The sequence below is a fragment of the Dictyobacter sp. Z7_2 genome, assembly GCF_057551105.1.
This window is the reverse complement of sequence record NZ_BAAJPE010000002.1, coordinates 5287727-5305960: the sequence shown is the minus strand read 5'-3', so window position 1 is coordinate 5305960 and position 18234 is coordinate 5287727. Positions and strand designations below refer to the sequence as shown.

At 51.2% G+C, this 18234-nt stretch carries 13 protein-coding genes; 4 read left to right on the top strand and 9 right to left on the bottom strand.

Annotation, left to right across the window (positions count from 1 at the left end; genetic code table 11):
• Positions 1-126 precede the first annotated feature (126 nt).
• Positions 127-1113: an ornithine cyclodeaminase family protein gene (locus AC27N8_RS35710; RefSeq protein WP_487074594.1), complete on the top strand. Its 987-nt coding sequence runs from the start codon at positions 127-129 to the stop codon at positions 1111-1113.
• An 11-nt stretch (positions 1114-1124) separates the two neighbouring features.
• On the opposite strand, the gene AC27N8_RS35705 is transcribed toward AC27N8_RS35710, so the two are convergent.
• Together AC27N8_RS35705 and AC27N8_RS35700 are read right to left on the bottom strand one after the other, a co-directional pair.
• Entirely contained in the window at positions 1125-1793 is a 669-nt protein-coding gene (locus AC27N8_RS35705) for a response regulator (RefSeq protein WP_487074592.1), read from the bottom strand.
• A gap of 1 nt (position 1794) precedes the next feature.
• The gene (locus AC27N8_RS35700; RefSeq protein ID WP_487074590.1) at positions 1795-3567 is read right to left on the bottom strand and encodes a sensor histidine kinase; all 1773 of its coding nucleotides are present in this window, start codon (positions 3565-3567) and stop codon (positions 1795-1797) included.
• A 259-nt stretch (positions 3568-3826) separates the two neighbouring features.
• On the opposite strand from AC27N8_RS35700, the gene AC27N8_RS35695 reads away from it, so the two are divergent.
• Together AC27N8_RS35695 and AC27N8_RS35690 are read left to right on the top strand one after the other, a co-directional pair.
• Positions 3827-4753, top strand: coding sequence for an ABC transporter ATP-binding protein (locus AC27N8_RS35695; protein ID WP_487074588.1), 927 nt, complete (start codon positions 3827-3829; stop codon positions 4751-4753).
• Positions 4754-4858: 105 nt separating this feature from the next.
• Positions 4859-5506: an ABC transporter permease gene (locus AC27N8_RS35690; protein WP_487074586.1), complete on the top strand. Its 648-nt coding sequence runs from the start codon at positions 4859-4861 to the stop codon at positions 5504-5506.
• Between the two features lie 19 nt (positions 5507-5525).
• On the opposite strand, the gene AC27N8_RS35685 is transcribed toward AC27N8_RS35690, so the two are convergent.
• The 4 genes from AC27N8_RS35685 to AC27N8_RS35670 form a co-directional block, all read right to left on the bottom strand.
• Positions 5526-5816 (bottom strand): hypothetical protein, encoded by a 291-nt coding sequence (locus tag AC27N8_RS35685; RefSeq protein ID WP_487063544.1) that lies wholly within the window; start codon positions 5814-5816, stop codon positions 5526-5528.
• Positions 5817-5931: 115 nt separating this feature from the next.
• The gene (locus tag AC27N8_RS35680; protein WP_487074584.1) at positions 5932-7569 is read right to left on the bottom strand and encodes a hypothetical protein; all 1638 of its coding nucleotides are present in this window, start codon (positions 7567-7569) and stop codon (positions 5932-5934) included.
• Positions 7570-7660: 91 nt separating this feature from the next.
• Entirely contained in the window at positions 7661-9112 is a 1452-nt protein-coding gene (locus AC27N8_RS35675; protein WP_487074582.1) for a hypothetical protein, read from the bottom strand.
• A gap of 344 nt (positions 9113-9456) precedes the next feature.
• On the bottom strand, positions 9457-10230 hold the full coding sequence (locus tag AC27N8_RS35670; RefSeq protein ID WP_487074580.1) for an ice-binding family protein: 774 nt from the start codon (positions 10228-10230) through the stop codon (positions 9457-9459).
• Positions 10231-11007: 777 nt separating this feature from the next.
• Between AC27N8_RS35670 and AC27N8_RS35665 the strand changes: the two genes are divergently transcribed.
• Complete coding sequence (locus AC27N8_RS35665; protein ID WP_487074578.1) at positions 11008-12105, top strand: collagen-like protein; 1098 nt, start codon at positions 11008-11010, stop codon at positions 12103-12105.
• Positions 12106-12198: 93 nt separating this feature from the next.
• Here the strand turns inward: AC27N8_RS35665 and AC27N8_RS35660 are convergent, their stop codons facing one another.
• The 3 genes from AC27N8_RS35660 to AC27N8_RS35650 form a co-directional block, all read right to left on the bottom strand.
• Positions 12199-14730 carry a serine/threonine protein kinase gene (locus AC27N8_RS35660; protein ID WP_487074576.1) on the bottom strand — a complete coding sequence of 844 codons (2532 nt, stop codon included), beginning with the start codon at positions 14728-14730 and terminating at the stop codon, positions 12199-12201.
• A gap of 111 nt (positions 14731-14841) precedes the next feature.
• Positions 14842-17490 carry a PEP/pyruvate-binding domain-containing protein gene (locus AC27N8_RS35655; RefSeq protein ID WP_487074574.1) on the bottom strand — a complete coding sequence of 883 codons (2649 nt, stop codon included), beginning with the start codon at positions 17488-17490 and terminating at the stop codon, positions 14842-14844.
• Positions 17487-18230, bottom strand: coding sequence for a TetR/AcrR family transcriptional regulator (locus AC27N8_RS35650; protein WP_487074572.1), 744 nt, complete (start codon positions 18228-18230; stop codon positions 17487-17489). Before AC27N8_RS35650 ends, AC27N8_RS35655 begins: the two co-directional genes overlap by 4 nt.
• Positions 18231-18234 lie beyond the last annotated feature (4 nt).

Sequence of the window (18234 nt, the reverse complement as noted above, 5' to 3'; positions counted from 1 at the left end):
CATCGGGAGAGCTCCTCATTGACATATGAACTCCCCTCAACATACAACTGTTCTATACTGTATAATGGGAAAAGATCATCTCAAACGACACATATACAATTCATATCGACCCATAAGGAGAGCTAGATGTCCATTCTCATCCTGACAGAGACTGAAATCGAGCAATTGCTTCCCATGAGCGACTGTATCGAACTCATGGAGCAAGCGCTTATCGACTTTCAGCGTGGAGACCTCCACCAGCAGCTGCGTACAATCTACATGCCCCCAGAAGCCAACGGGCTACTTGCCTGGATGCCCTCGCATCTCTCAGGAGCAAACGCAGTCTACGGCATGAAAATCATCAGCATCACCCCGGAGAACCCCAAACGTGGCCTGGACAGCCATCAGGGAGCCGTGATACTGATGGATGGTCTGACAGGTGAGATCAAAGCCCTTATGAATGCCTCCGCTATTACCGCCATTCGCACCGCCGCAGTCTCAGCGCTAGCCACACGTCAGCTAGCGCGTAACGACGCACGCACCTTAGCCATCATCGGAACCGGCGTCCAGGCTTACCGACACCTTGAAGCCATCGCGCTGGTCCGCTCACTAGAACGCGTCCAGATCGCAGGGAGAACATCAGAGAGCGCCCATCAGTTTGTTCAGAGAGTGCAAGAGGATTTTCCCTTCCCCATAGAAGCAGCAGAAGGAGCAGAAGAGGCGATCCGCGGAGCCGATATAGTCGTGACAGCGACCAGCGCCCGCGAACCAGTGCTACACCGTGACTGGCTGGCACCGGGGACACATCTCAACGTCATCGGAGCCAGTCGCCCGACGCATCGCGAAATTGACAGCGCCACCCTTGCGGAAGCCAGACTCATCGTGGATAGCAAAGAATCGCTCAAAAACGAAGCCGGAGAATATCTTCTGGCCCTGGAACAGGGAATCATCCAACCAGCTCACATCAAAGCCGAACTAGGCGAAGTCCTGCTTCGCGCCATCCCGGGACGAACCTCCAACGACGAAATCACCCTTTTCCGATCCCTTGGTCTTGCCATCGAAGATATCGCAGCAGCTCAATATCTGCTAGAACGTGCCCACACCACAGGTAAAGGTACAACCGTAGCATTCTAGCTATCGACGCCTCATTGTTGAGAAGGAAAATCAACATCGTCCAAAGAAATCAGGCCGCTCTTGAACGCATAGATCACGGCCTGCGTGCGATGGGCCAATTGGAGCTTTGTCAGGATATTCCCGACGTGTCTTTTCACCGTTTCGTCGCTCACCACCAGGATCTGTGCAATCTCCTGATTGGTGCGACCTTGCGCCAATTGATGTAGAACCTCCAGCTCGCGCTGCGTGAGCTGTGAATTTTGCTTGCCGCTATGAGTAAGTTCGCTCAAGATCACCCGTGCAATTTCGGAGTCCAGCAGAGATTGTCCGCGTGCGGCTGCATGGATAGCTTCCAGCAGAATTTCCGGATCGGCCTCTTTGCGCACATAGCCAATCGCTCCTGCTCGCAGGGCTGCGACGACCCGTGCATCATTGGCATAACTGGTCAGGACGACAATATTGGCCTGCGGTGCCAGCAAACAGACATGACGAATAGCCTCAATGCCATCCATACCGCCAGGCATATGTAAATCCATAATCACAATATCCGGCACTTGTTGCTCCAGCAACGTCAGCATCTCCTCGCCGCTGGCAGCATCGCCAATCACCTCCAGATCATCGAAGGCTCCCAGAAAACTGCCGAGACCTCGACGCACGATACTATGATCATCAACCAATACAATACTAATTTTTTCCGCCATCTTACTCTCCCGGCAAAGTAGAACCCGGCGACACTTTTTTCCGTTCTGCTGCTTCTTTCCGCCGTTGTCGCAGCCATATGACATTAAATAGAATTGCCAGACCCACGAAAATAAAAACAAAAGCAAAAGGTAATACTTTCAACAGGACCGTAGAGATTTGTTGATGCGAAGAAAATGGCCTCAGCGTCATCACCACAGCCAGCATCACCACAAATAATATGCTCACCGGACGCCGAGTAACGATTATTTTCCGGGCCTCATCGGGAGTCATTAAGCTATACACACGATCATATGTCGCATATTTTCTCCACACATACACCATTAATAGTACAAAAAACAGGACGAAACCAGCTATTTCAAATCCGAGCAACCAGCCTGTATACAGAGGCACATAGACAGTTCCGCCAATAAACAATGTGAGAAGCAACTTCCCCCATAAATCCTCTTCCTTCTGCCGCAATGTCAGCACATCGCGATCCTCATTACCTCGCTGCACGAGCAGCCGCTTCTTATCAACGTGGCCTTGCAGCAGCCCATACAATGATATCAGAACACACGCCACAATGACAATTACGGGTACCTGAATCCATATTTCACTCACCGAAACAAAAAGAATCGCCAGATTTTGGACCGTGCTTCCCATCTGAAAACTCTTTGTCGCGCGTGAGAAAGAACGAGAGAGTTCCTGCTGCACACGCCTCTCATCCTCACGCTGTGCCTGCGTCTGCCTGAACGGTATCATGATGCGCAGCACGGTTCCCTGATCTGGAGTGCTACGCATCTCTATCGTCCCATTGAGAGCCGCCACACGTTCGCGCATATTTGTTAATCCCATTCCGGCATGGACCATCGTGCTATCGAAGCCTTTTCCATTGTCCGAGATGATCAGATATAGGGTACTCTCCGTCTGTTGCAGCTTCACAGAGACCGCCCTGGCACGTGCATGTCGAGCAATATTAGAAAAAGCCTCCTGCACAAGGCGAAAGATCGTCTCTTCTGTCCCCTCTGGAAGCAATTCAGCGGCCGAAATATCGCCAATCGCCAGATCCATCTCGAGTCCACTACGATGCTGAAGCGCTTCAGCCTGGACACGTATCGCATCTGCCAGCTTCGTATTCTCCAGCGGCACCGAGCTCAATTGTTGCAACAGCGCCTGCATCTCCACTTGAGCTTCTTTGACCACGCGCTGAATATCCGAGATAGCGCTATACGCCTGCGAGATATCTTTCTGCCAATACGCTTTCGCCGTAGCCGCGCTGATACTAATACTAAAGAGCTGCTGCTTGATCGAGTCATGCAGATCACGGGCGATACGTTGCCGCTCGGTGAGCGTCGCGGATTCACTTGCTCGCTCTAGATAGTGCCGGCGGATATCAGCCGCCTCTCGCGCTCCCTGAAGGTATATCTGAACACGCCTATCCAGCTCATCCAGCTGGGTAAAAAGCCGCGTCAAAGGCCAGGGAAACGTAGGGAACGTCGCACGTTGCCCATGCATAATCTCTGTTACCGCGCCTGCGACGCGCTGCAATTGATAGGAGAGGTTCGCCGTCAGGAGCAGACCAAAAGCCCCGCCCATAACAACCGCTCCAGCTACAGTTAGCAGCGGATTGGAGCGCAACAGAGGAAAGATAACTACAAGGATCACCGCTATGCCCGCAGTGAAAGCATGCGTGAGAAAGAGCTGCCACAGAACTCCATGCAGCGCAAATCCCTGGGTCATCGGCATCCCCTCTACATCCTGCGCTATTTCTCGACGTATCGTACCCTCTGCCATAATCGCACCCATCCTTCGCTTTGAATTCAACCTCTTGTTAATCTTTTCAAGCATACCATGAATATACGCAAAAAGAATATACCTCTTTTGGGTTATTTCCTCCTGCCACATTTGGGGTGACACAAGATGGAAGCAATGGGGGATGGCAGCAATCATATCTTCAGGTACAGTTACACCATACAAATGAGAAACATACCTGCGCTCCACAACATGGACGCATCTATTCGATACCAAAGTTTTTTCAGGAGGTAAAAAACCTATGACTGAGTACGCCATTGCGGCTGAACATCTCTCGCGATCCTTCAAGGACATCGCCGCCGTCGACGATCTCTCGCTACACATTCCCACAGGCACAGTGTTTGGTTTTCTGGGAGCAAATGGAGCGGGCAAAACAACGACGATTCACATGCTCTTAGGACTCCTGGAGCCTACAGCCGGAGACGCCCATGTGCTTGGTTTCGATATCAGGACACAGGCCAGCGCCATTCGTGAACGCAGCGGTGCATTACTTGAATTCAACGGGCTCTACGAACGTATGAATGCTGAAGATAATCTGTCCTTCTACGGACGCATCAATCACATGCCACGCAACGAGCGCCAGGCGCGCATCAAAGAACTGCTCACGAATCTGGATCTTTGGGAGCGCCGCCACAACATCGTAGGCACCTGGAGCCGTGGCATGAAGCAAAAGCTCGCACTGGCGCGTACCTTACTCCATCGACCGGCGCTCGTCTTTCTTGATGAGCCCACCGCTGGCCTGGACCCTTTGGCAGCCGCGACCTTAAACAAAGAGCTTCTCAATCTTGTCAAACAAGAAGGCATGACAGTCTTCCTGAATACGCATAACCTTGCCGATGCTGAGAAGTATTGCGATCAGGTAGGAGTTATCCACAAGGGAAGATTGCGAGCGGCCGGTAACCCAGATGAATTACGCCTCAAGCTCAGCGGCACCCAGATAGAAATTTTGGGCTCATCGTTCAACGACCGTATGATCGAAAAACTCCGCCAGCAGCACGGCATCGCGGCAGTAGAGCAGCAAGAGAACCGCCTGTTACTCAAGCTCGACGGTACCAATGAAGTCGCGCCATTCGTGAACCTCATCGTGCAAGAAGGTGGCATTGTTGAAGAAGTGCATAGAGAGAATGGAAGCCTGGAAGAAGTTTTTATGACACTAATGAAAGCTTAAAAGAATTTTTATAACACTAATGGAGGATTTATCATGTTAGATGTTTGGGCTGTTTATTGGAAAGAATGTAAAGAACTTTTTTCACAGGGAAAAAGACAAACCCTCATGCGCTTAGTATCGATTGCCATCATCGGCATCTGGTTCCCCATCCAAACAGGGGCACAATGGTTACAACTGTCATTCATCTTTATGATGCTCATCTCATTTCTTCCGGCCCTCATCGTGCCGACCTTCATCGCCGATGTTTTTGCGGGAGAGCGTGAACGACATACATTAGAGACCCTTCTGGCCAGTCGTCTCTCAAACTGGAGCATTGTAGCCGGGAAAGGAGCTGCAGTCGTAACCCTCGCGTGGGGAGCGACTCTTGCCTGCATACTCATCAGCTTCGTCGCAACCAACATCTACATAGGAGCCCATCCCTGGACTTTTTATCCACCCGATCACTTGCTGGCGATCGTGCTCCTGAGCCTGACGATCTCCATCTTAGCCGTCATGTTAGGCATCTTAATATCCCTGCATGCAAAAACAGTGCGACAGGCGCAGCAAACGCTTGCCTACGGCATCATCATATTAGGAGTTATTGCAGGTTTTCTCCTCACCCAGATCTCCAACCTTCCCTTTATGAACCAGCTCCAGGGATTAAATGGTGTCGAAATACTCTTCCTTGCCTCTCCCTGCATTATCATAGTTGATATCGCTCTCATGATAGTAATTCTCATACGCTTCCAGCGCTCCCGTCTCATCCTAGACTAAAGTAGTACTCTGTCAAAAGTCATCGCGCCGATGCGGTATCGGTGATGTGTGTCCAAAACAGCTCCAGAAGGCGATGGGGTGAGAGGCTCACCGACGTAGCGGCGCGGCTCCGCCGTGCTGTCTGTGACTCGTCCGACCACGCTCCCCATGGGGTTCCATTGCGGGATCTTCCCACCGTGGATCGTCTCGTCTGCGTTGCTTTCAGATGCACATGGGACGTGTTCGTGCGGGAAGTGACAGCACGGCGGAGCCGCGCCGCTACGTCGGCGAGCCTGAGCGCCTGGTTCAAGGGGCCATCCTCCTTTGCCACGCAACGTCCCTCTGTGTTTTGACAGAGCAGTAGCGTCGCACGCTCGCGTGCGATGTCCCACTCGACGTACGATCAGGCACGCCAGCCTGCGACGCTACACAAACGGGTCACCAGTTCAACAATGCGCCGCCAGCGCAGCATTACGAACAAAGGGTTGCGGATGACATTGTTGATAATGTGGAATCACAAAAATGACATCATCGGACGCATCATTCGCCGCATTTTTATCTCCCACGGTAGCAATCGAAGCATGAGTTATCAGAGCTGGCGGAGCATCACTTGTCAACTGTCCCATTATATAGATCGTCGAAAGCTCCTCTCCTGGTGCAATCGGATACGCCCCCACATAGATCGCCTGCAAGATAGTTGGTCCTTGTTTTGAAGTCAAAGAATAGCGCCATCCTGGACCAGCCTGCACATAAACATCCCGCAGCCCGACAGGAATAGTATAGGTCAGAGCAACAGAAGAAGGCTTCGTCACTGGAGCGGCCCCCGGATTATTTATCGCCACCAGCGCATACGTAACCGACTGATCATTAAAGAAGCGCGGCCCACCAGCATTTGTCAGAGTCACGCCCATATCAGGAGTTGGCACCGTAATATTCACTGAATCTATTGCCATATCATTATCTGGATTCAAATCGCCCAGAGTGGTCACAGTAGCCGTACTGGTCAACACAGGAACGCCATCGGCCAGGGTACCGGTAATCGTGAGTGGAGGAAGACTCTCATCTACATCCAATGGATACGGGCCAGTATACCTCGCAATGATAGCAGTAGGGCTACTCGTAGCACTCGTCTCGCTCAACCAGCCAGAGCCAGCCACATTGATATTCGTCAGGCCCAGTGGAATAATAATTTTCACATTGATAGAATCAGGTGTCGTAATCGCGGTAGCCCCAACATTACAGACGACAGCCTTATACGTCAATACCTGACCAACGGTAGCGGTGTCGCCCCCCTGATGAGTCAAAGTAACCAACGTATCAAACGATGGAGGCACTGGTGTCGGTGTTGATGTTGGTGTCGGCGTCGGTGTTGGTGTCGGCGTCGGTGTTGGTGTCGGCGTCGGTGTTGGTGTCGGCGTCGGTGTTGGTGTCGGTGTCGGCGGTAGATCCACTTCTACCGTATAATTTGACGTATCGTTCTGCGCATTCTGGTCGCCATCAGTGGTTACATGTGCGCTCGTAGTGAAATCCGGAGCCGCATACATATTTAATTCACCACTTATAATCAAAGCTGACGGCAGACACCTACCCGTAGGCAAAGGATAACTCCCCACATAGTTTGCAGTGATCTCTACGGGACTGGTCGTATTCGAAATTGGAGCAATCGTCCAATCAGTGCCTGTTGCGGTAATATTCTGCCATCCGATGGGGATATGAATAGTCGTGACAATCGAATTTGGACTTGTCACCGGATCAGCAACCCTGGTATTGCATACATTAGCGGAATAGGTTAACCTATCGCCCACACTGAACAGACTCCCCCTTGTCCCCACAGGTTTCCACGAAATGGTAGTATCGGGACCATTCAACGCAGCCTTTGCATGTGAAAGCTTCTCTGTGCCTGTAAAGACAGAGGCATGAGTGCTTGTAGCTTCACGCGGGGACCCAGCCGCACTGGCATAAACGGTCCAGAGACTTCCCTGAAGAAGCGCGCACAGAAAAAGTGCACGTACAAACGAAAAAGGCTGCACAAAAGAAAGTCTTTTGCCATTAGGCTGATTGCGAGCAGACATTTGACGCATCATAATAAATCTCGACTTTCAAAAAGAAAATTCATCACAGGGATAAAGCACAGTACTCCATCGTGGCACGATAGAGTACTGCCCGGCATTGGAGTCAAAGGTTTGGATTGCCACCGGTCAGAGGCAACCCTGGATAGTGGCTTCCTTGAGACGAAGACGAGTGATGATGCGATGCACTATCATCATGATCAGAATGATGGTGGTTCTGATCAGAATAATGGGTATCTTGACAATCATCATCGTTCTGATCATGGTGTGCATCGCAATGATGATGATGGTGCGAGCCAGCGTGCCCATGCGCAGAACTTTCCATTCCTACCAGGATAGCATCCTGTGCCTGATTGTTCGTAAAATTATCATCTCCGAACGCATTCACCACCGCATCAACGGTCACGGTTGGATACGCGCTCGCCGCCAGGACACCTCTAAAGATGATCGGTGACAACACACTGCCAGCATTAATGGGATACGGTCCAATGTAGGTCGCAGTCAAATAGGCCGGGCCAACTAATGGATTCCCATTTCCTTGTACTGTCCAATATGCGGACGGAAGATACGTCAGGCGCGTCAGGCCGAGAGGAAGCACGATATTGACCGTTAGCTGATGAGATGAGTCGAGGGAACCACTGAGAGCTGTGACAACCGCCTTATACGTCACTGGCTGACCGACCAGAAAACCAGGGCTGGCATAATGAGTCAAAGCAATCGCGAAATCCAAAGATGCAGCCGGGGATGGTGTCCCCAGGGCGGCCGGTGTCAGCGATGGTACTGGTGGAACGGCGTGTATAGATAACGGTGTAGCTGTCCCTATGACAACATTCGGCGTTGCAGTAGGCTCAATCGCTGGCACCGTAGGAATCGCCAGTGGAGTTGCCGTTGGCACTGGTTCAAGAACCGCTGGTACCGTGGCGATAACTGTCGGCATCGGTGTTGGAGTAGGAGTCGGCGTCGCTGTGGGTGTCGGACTGGGAGTCGGCGTCGGCGTGGGTGGTAGATCCACCTCCACAGTATCCAACGATGTGTCATTGCCTGCATCTATATCCCCTAAAGTTTTCACCGTGATACTCGTCGTAAAGTCTGGAGCCGCATCAGCGGTCAAATCGCCACTGACAAGCAGACCAGAGTCCAGACACCGGCCGGTGGAAAGAGGATAGAGGCCCATGTAAGCTGCTTTTATCACCACAGGACTGGTCGTACTGGTGATTGGAGCAATCGTCCAATCCGCACCGCTTGCAGTAATATTGGTCCACCCCATAGGGACACTGATACTCACAGTGATTGAATTAGGTATCACCACAGGCTCTGCGGTCCTTTCATCGCACACCTTTCCATAATAGGTCAACCTATCGCCCACGTGCCAGATAGAACTATCATCGATATTCGTTTTGCGCCATGACGCCGTCGTATCTGGTGGCGTCAGCGCGGAGAGAGAAGAGCGTATTGAGCGCCCATCTGGACGTAACAGGCCCGCATTGATATTTTTATCGGCACGCCCAACCGCATAACTGCGCCCAGTTGTAACGCCAGGAGATGTTGTATATAACAAGCTTTGAAATACCATACAAAGAAAGAGGGTGCCCACAAATGATACTGATCGTATTCCACGCCACCTGGCACCATGAGAAACAGATTGAGGCATCAGATAAATCCTTTCTCGACCCAAGAGAAATAATATCTAAAACAGTGAAAAAGATTGATAGCTCTATTGTGGCAGTAAGGAACCGCACAAATAGGAATGGGGCGGATACAATAACACCATATTAAGTATAAGAAAAGATATACAAATAGACGCAAATATATCATTTAAACTATTCAAAATAAAATACGACACATACATATAAATTGTCATAGAATAGCCCCCTGAGAATATGTCCATGCAAGGGATATTTTTTACGCAATAATCAGACTTACACCTCCAGTCGAACATGCAAGACCCGCTATACAGCTGACATCTGAAGCCGATATTGTTGTGAGCCCATTTGTACATGGAGATCGGGCAATGATATTCGTATCTAATGTGATCGCTCCATTACGAGCATAAAGACTTCCATTCGATACTGCTCCTGTCGTAACGGTAATCGAGGCAAGTGCAAGGATACTTCCAGTAAAATGGGTATTTGTTCCCACTGTTGCAGAACTGCCTACTTGCCAGAAGGTATTACATGCTTGAGCATTATTAATCAGTGTCACACTAGCATTGCTCGCTGTAGTAAGAGTGCTTCCTATCTGGAAGTAAAAAGCGCTTGTAGACTTATTCTGACCATCGAGGATAAGATGTCCAGTCAATTGAGCCGAAGAGGAGAAACAGTACACTCCAGGTACGAGAGTCCGACTGCCAAGATCCTGACCTGTCAAATCAACGTCACAGGTACGAGCAGCGACATTCGCATATGCAGCCGTCGCATCATCCTGTGCTTGCGCGGCTACGGCATCTGAGGCATGCCTTGTTCCAACGTTAACGCCAGGCGGGAAACCAGTTATTGCCGTCCCCGGACTCACTCCAAGTTCACCAGACAGCCTCGTCGAGCCCGTATTCGTAACTGTACTACCGCCAAGCACGGCAAACTTGCCAGCGCTTCCAATAATCGTTCCAATAATCGTCACATTTATCGCTCCGATCAAACACGCGACATTAATCGTGCAGGTAGTCGCTGACGTTGACACCTCTGAATGCTTCTTTAAACAGAGCGATTGGATCATTGTATTCTTCTCTAATAGAGTGTTTTTATTTTGTCTTTCACTTTTTATAGTAGTTTTTATCGCTTGAGTGGCTCTTATATGGTAGCGCTGACCCATTACATTAACGTCACAGAAATGTGTCTCTCCCTTCAGATCTGCAGTTTTCACCATATAGGGATGCGCTTGAGCCTGAAGGCGGATGGGAAGTAAAAAAATAAGTGTACAAAAGAGTAGCAATAACATCTTACTTATCAGAGTGAGGCATCTCGTTAACCTGGAAATTCGTTTCATCTCTATCATTCTCCTAAGGAAGAAAGTGTCTCTCCCTGACGATGGAGATCAGCATTATACCCCCATTTGCGACGTGTATTGTCCTAACAACGAATTCAGGACCACTCATAAATAGTATAACTCGGGCAAAATCTTATATTATCAATTTAAAGCATCATAAGTATAAATACTACAAAATCATAGAACTTTAAATTTTTATAAAATTTAGGACACTTGCTACACGTTCTCCATTTTTAGTAGCGCTCTTGATAAGAAAACAAAGGCCAATAGAAGAGCTTCTCCATTTTTCCACCTGCATTACACGGAGATATACATCGGAATGAACGATTTTTTTCTTGTATTAATATATTACTAGAGTATCTATCGTTTTGTGGAGAAAATTGAAGGAATACATAATACTATTTATCCATAAATAGATCAGGAGCTCCAGAAGACTTTTTGTCTTATTAATAAAGGGGAGGAATATCGGCGATGCGAAAACTCAGCAAACTGTGCGTTACATTGATGTTCTGTCTACTCACAAGTTTTTCTATCTTTACAGGAGGGGCCTCCGCACACGTTCAATACTCTATAGGTCAGCAGCACTCAATTCATCGTTGCCACAATCATTGCCATAAAAAAAGACATCCGAGATCACCCATAGACTTCCCTGGCATCCAAGGTTCTACAGGTTTTCCTGGCATCCAGAGGCCCACTGGTTTCCCTGGACTACGAGGTTACGGCCGCTTCCCTGGCCTACAATATCCCAATGGTCTGACTGTCTTACAATATCCTAATGGTCTGACTGCCTTACAATATCCCAATGGTCTGACTGCCTTACAATATCCCAATGGTTTGACTGTCTTACAATATCCCAATGGTTTGCCTGCCTTACAATATCCTAATGGTTTGCCTGCCCTACAAGGCCAAACCGGCATTCCCCAGGGATTACCAGGGCCTCATGGACCTGCAGGGGGAAGTGGACCCGCTGGGCCTATTGGTCCTCCAGGAGCCAATGGAAACAGAGGATTTGCTGGACCCACCGGACCCACCGGACCCACCGGACCCACCGGACCCACCGGACCCACTGGACCCATTGGACCCACCGGACCCACTGGCGCTACCGGCACTGCTGGTGCTACTGGACCTACTGGACCTGCTGGAACGATAGCTGATTTTGCCGATTTTTTTGCACTGATGCCTCCTGACAATGCCGCAACGGTCGCTCCAGGCACGGATGTCAGCTTTCCACAAGATGGTCCTACGAGTGGAACTGCCATTGCGCGTAGCGGTCCTACATCCTTTAACTTAGCAACGATCGGCACCTATCAAGTCATGTTTCAGGTAAGTGTCAGCGAAGCGGGCCAACTACTTGTCACGCTCAATGGTGCTGACCTGGCCTACACAGTGGTTGGACGAGAAACAGGCACCTCTCAGATCGTAGGTGCGGTTCTTGTTACAACCACCACCATCAATTCAATATTAACTATAAGAAACCCGGCAGGCAACGCGGCCGCGCTCACCATCACCCCCCTCGCAGGAGGCACGAGGCCAGTTTCAGCCAATTTGACGATTACACGCCTCGGATAGACGGACGGATGCTGTTCACGTGCTAAGGATCATGTCAGTTTATCAACATCGTATCCTGACATGATCCCTACACCTGAAAACAGATTTATCGACTTAAACAGTGGTCCAGCCAACAACATTGAGTTGCGCCTGAGCGCCAATCCCCTCAAGGCCATCTGCTGCAATGACCTTGGGTTGTCCGCCGCTCAATGAACCCTCCAGGAGCTGGTCGCTTCCCGTGGCCTGAGAACTCCCCACTTTGAATGCATAGGCATTTCCATCGCGTGACACATTGGCCCAGGGATACTCCGAAGAGCTATTTAACATGGTGGAATTGGATGCTTCTGTATAGAGGCGTCGTAGACCCGTGCCATCTGTATTGATCTCCCACAGGCCATTCTGGTTCTGATACTGATCCCCATTCGACACCAGAAACAACAATTTCGTCGAAGTAACAGCCCGTATCTTAGTAATTGCTTGCGTTTCGCTATTATAAAGCGCCCCTATTGTATTCCACTTACCAGTCGAAATATCATGTTGCATACCCTCAATCGTGCTTTTGCCTTGAGTGGAGCTTCCAGCGGCTTCGCTACTACCATCACTGCCGCCGCCCATACCTGTGCACTGACTGGTAAATATCTTACTCTGATCTGTACTGAAACTCAGATCAGAGCAATACGTAGGTATGGCAAATTGACTCCATACCGTGGGCTCTGCCGACGACTGTGTAGGATCAAATGAAATTTGGACAATGTGAGATTGTGATGCAGGATCATAAGCTCCAGTCGTGATACTACGATCAAACATATAGAGTCCCTGATTACCCGCCCAGATAATCGGGCTATACACATGAGAGGTGCCCACATGCAGTTCGATTTTTCCACTGGGAATATTTAGCACATTCAGAGTCGTCGTATTATTAAAAGTACTCTCCATAAAAAACAGAGGCCAATCATCTGACTGCTGATGCGACTCTGAAGAAACCATCAGATTACTTAAAGAGGATGTAGAACAGTAGAGCGTTTGCAAGCCTTTCCCATCAATGCGCACCATCTGGAGCAGTGACCTCGATCCGGCTGCCGCATCATACGCATCAAAGATCACCCACTGCCCATCTCCTGATAACTGCACATTCGAGAGCAGATGAGGAACCGTAATAATCGAATTCGTCTTGCCAGTAAGAGGATTATAGCTCATCAGAGAGCCTGTCTCTCTCCCTATATTCATTCCAGTCGCAGTCGTTGTCCCGGTTGTTGTATATGTATTGGCTGCATAGACGACAACGCTATTTTCTTGTGATGCATAGGACGCCATCACCGCCGCTCGTGCTGTACCATCTGGCGGGCAACTGGTCTGTGTAGGAGGCATCGGAGAGGTAATTGCACCCCGTTGTATCGCGGTCGCGGTGGGAGGCTTCACAGAAGGAACGATCGTATTCGATTGAAAGTGGGCGAATGAGAGCAGAAATGGGCCTGAAAAGATGAGTGCCAGCAATACCAGGATCGCCAGTACGCTATAGAGCAGCCACGGCAGCCTTTTTTTGTGCACAGTCGGCTGAAATGTCTTCTGCGCCGATGTAGAATGAGTTACTGGAAAAGATGATCTTTGAAGCTCTGCTCTCTGCTCAAGCGGCGGCGTGTGTGGTCTCACTCTCAGCGTAGGCGCAGGAGCCGTAGCATTGAGATCCCCATCATCCTTCTGCTGATCTGATGCAGATGCCGGAAGTCTCTCTATCTGTGCCTGGATAGTTGCCATATCTTGTCGTGACGCAGCGCGTAACGCCTCTGCAAAATCTCTTGGACGTTGATAACGCGCTGCTATATCTTTTTCCAGCGCGCGCATAATCACCGCCCCAAGCTGAGGAGAGATGTTCGGATTCGCCTCCGTGATCGGCAGAGGCATATCATTCGTCTGCCTTAAAAGGATATTGAGCACTCCGTCCAATGGACCTGAAACAAAAGGCAGCCTGCCAGTCAACATTTCATAAAGCACCAATCCGAGGCTATAGATATCGCTCTGAGGCTGAACATTTCCCTCAATCTGCTCGGGAGCCATGTAGTAAGGAGTTCCCATCAAAGCGCCATTTGTCTGGGGCAGGTGTGATGCACCGGGTAAACCAATCGCAATCGCAGTCATCTCGCCAGTCATACCTGTCACCTGCTCTTTGACAAGCCCAAAATCGGCCAGTACTGCCGTCTGATCATCTTTAAAGAGAATATTGCCTGGCTTGATATCTCGATGGATCAGCCCTCGCTCATGTGCATATTGGAGCGCATTGAGCAGTTGGAAGCTAAAATGCAGCGCCTCAAAAATGGATAAACAGCCACGCTTCTGGAGTAACTGTTTGAGCGATCCATTGGCAAAATAAGGCATCACCAGATAAGCCAGGCTGTCTTGCTCACCATAATCGTGCACGAGCACGATATTGGGATGATCCAGATGAGCCACAACCTGAGCTTCACGCGTAAAACGATAGAAAAATTCGTGGGTACGCCCCTGGTCTTTCGCAAATTGAAAAACTTTGATCGCCACCTGACGTTGTAAGTGAATATCTTTCGCCAGATAGACGGTAGCCATCCCTCCTTGCTCGATAGGACGGATGATCTGATAATGCCCTATCATCTGCCCGTTCAGGTCTTGCTGCACTGAAAATCCTTTTCTACAGTTACATGGGAAAATACTATAGTAGCATGCATACATGGATATATACGTGCTACTATAGTATTTTTCTCGGTTATTGTAAACAGGTACCCAACGCTACTTTTGGCTTTCTTCTCCTTCATGGCTACCTGCCGCCTTGAGCACCACAACGCTGCCCTGCCCTCCATCGACGCGGATAAAATCACCGCTATGCAAACGCATCGTAGCATCGCCACAGCCAACCACCGCCGGGATACCCAGTTCGCGGGCGACAATCGCGGCATGCGAGAGTGGTGCACCGACATCGGTCACCACAGCCGCCGCCCGAGGAAACAGTGGAGTCCAGCCGACATTTGTCACCGTCGTGACTAGAATCTCGCCGGGCTGCAACAGGTTCCCCTCCTCGACCGTTGTGAGCACACGTGCCCGCCCCTCGACAACGCCAGCCACCCCGGGAAAGCCAGTCACCGTTGTACTTACGGACCGATGTAGATCACTCTGCTCATCAAACACATCGCTGTGCCGCAACGGGTCTGCGGCCCAGGCAAAGGGATCAAAATGCCCGCGGATCAACGTAGGATATGCCGGAAGAGCACGATAGCGTTCATAGGTCAGGCGTCGCGCTGGAACATGCGCCAGCGGCGCCTGATCGCCGCGCAAGACCGCAAGCAGTTCATCAATCGACAAAAAGAACAGCGTATCATCCAGCCCGGTCAGTGTACCGGCCCGCAGCACAAACACGCGCAGCACCCAAAAGGCGCGCATCACCTCCGAGCGAGCCGCCTCGCGTTGATAGAAAACCGCCGTCGCCTTTTCAATCCGCCGCTGCATCCCGGCCACCTTACGTGGATAGCGTTGCTTAAAGCGCGTCCATGCCTCAGCCTGCTCATCCTTCTGACGGCCGAGCAGCGCATGAACATCAATCGGAGCCTCGCGTAAGCCAGCAAGTTGCTGCTCTATCCACGCAGGATCTTCAGCAACGCGAGGAAGTGAGACCTCAAACTCATGTGGACCGCGATGACCATATTGCCGTACAAACGTTGCGCGATCGATCTCGCCGCGCTCCACCTGAGAGAGGCCTATTAGCAGCCCCAGGCTTGCCAGAGGATTGCCTCCGACGCTGAGCCCTGAAAGTAACGCATTCGCATCGGTCTCGCCCACCAACTTGCGTAGATTGCTACGTGCTGTCAAAAGAGAGTTGCGATCTTTCCTCGTCGCGGCCTCCAGCATCGCGCTCGCCTGACGAAAAAAAGGCCCCAACTCGTTCTGCCACAAAGCGACCAATGCATCGATGCCTGATATAGCTTGAATACGGGTCTTCAGCTCCTCGCAGCGAGCGGGCGATGCTACCAGAAAAGCAGGAAGCCCCTTCAAGTTCGCGCTCACCCGTTTGGAGAGGCGCGGCAAGATCGACAGGATAGCCCGCAACAAGTGGAGACGTGCTATCGGCATCAATGGGATCTCCAGGCCAGCAGGCACCTTCCCAAAAGTCTCTTCGACCGTTGCCGTAAGCCGTTTTTTGCCCACACCAAACGCAGCCGCAATCGTCGAGGTTAAACTGAGATTCAGGTAAAAGTGTCCGCCAATATTGCCGATTGGACGATACTCAATGATCCCTTGTGCGAACATCGGCGAAGTCGCCTCAGACATAAATATCTGGATCAGCGACCAGGTACACGGAGTCATCACATCGGGTACAGCCTCGCCCAGATTTCCATTTGTCCACAAAGAGTCGCTTGTCAGACTATCATTCCACACCTCGGTCGCGACATCATTGCCTTGCAAAGTCGTAATTGGGCGAGCCTGCACGATAAAAAATCGCGCATCCTGCATCGCCCACTCGATATCCATCGGCTGATCATACAGCGCCTCGATCCGCGTACCGAGCCGTACCAGCTCAGCCACCTGTGCAGCCGAGAGTACCGCCACGCCACGCCGATCCGCAGGGACAGGTTCTTCATGCGTGCCAGTAGCGCTCCGCACCGTCATCACATCCTTCTGCGCAATCGCCTGACTGGAGATGACTCCACTCGCCTTCTCAACCACAACGGTATCGGGAGTAACCTGACCACTCACGATCGCCTCACCCAATCCCCAGGCTGCATTAATCATCATCTGCTCGCGAGAGCCCGTCAGCGGATGAGCCGTAAAGAGAATCCCTGCTGCATCGGCGGATACCAATGCTTGCACCACTACAGCCAGACGCACATCGTCAGGAGCGATATCATGGCGTGCTCGATAATCAATAGCGCGTGCAGTCCAGAGCGACGCCCAGCACCGCTGCACCGCATCCAGCACCCGAGCCGACCCAGCAATATTCAGATAGCTATCCTGTTGACCGGCAAAAGACAGCTCGGGCAGATCCTCGGCCGTCGCCGAAGAGCGCACTGCCACCGCCAGATCGTCCCCACCGAGATCAGTGTACGCCCGACGGATAGCCGACTCAATCTGCTCGGGCATACGCCCATGCGCAAAAAGCTGACCGATCTGCTTTGACGCCTCACCAAGCGCGGCTGTATCTTGCAGATCAGTCGCAGAGATAGTCGCCAGGATCTGTGCTTGTAACCCATTCTCTTCCACAAAGAGGCGATAGGCAGCTGTCGTGACATAAAACCCCGGAGGCACAGGCAAACCAGCTATGGCCATCTTTGCCAGGGAAGCGCCCTTTCCCCCAACCTGTGACAACGCAGCCAGGACATCATCGAGCGCCAAAACGAGAGCGGCATCCTGTTCATCCCTCAAAGATGAACCCTTCTGAAGACTCATGACGTAATTTCCTTCTGAAACTGCTCCTGTGCAATTTCTATCGCCTGATCCAAATACTTTCGAAAAGAGAGAGAAACGGCCTGTAACTCAGCCGCTTGAGCCGGACCGCCCACCTCAAGCGTACAATGGACCGTCTCGGCCAGCAGATCAGCCAGCTCCTCATCCGAGAGCGTAAACGCGTCCGGCATCAGTGGAGCAATCAAGAAAAAGCCCATAAAAATAGCGCTAAACGTATACATCTGCGCCCGCATACTCAGATCGCTGCGCAACAGACCGGCATCGCGCAGCAGCTCCAGATAGATCTGGAAAGCCATCAACTTCTCCGCGGAAGCAACGCTATTGCGCTCACGCTGAGCCAGTTTCCCCAACACATCGATATCGCTGAGCAGGACCGCCTTCAACAAAGGACGCTGCATCAGCGCCAGCGCCAGATACCTGAGTATCTCCCGCAACATGACACCCGCACCAGAGTCAACATCGAGATGCCGTCTGAGATCCAGCGCCAGCGCCAACTTCTCGCGCCGTATGAGAGCATTAAACAACTCTTCACGCGTCTTCCAGTGCAGATACATCGTCCCCTTCGCCACCCCCGCCTGCCTGGAAACATCATCGAGCGTCATCTTCTGAAAGCCCCAGCGCAGAATCAACTCGGCCGCCGCATCCAGGATGCGCAACGCCCGCTCCTGCCGCCGAGAAACCTCAAGCTCCCTGGCAGACTCTGCATCGCTCCGCGTTGCCAACTAG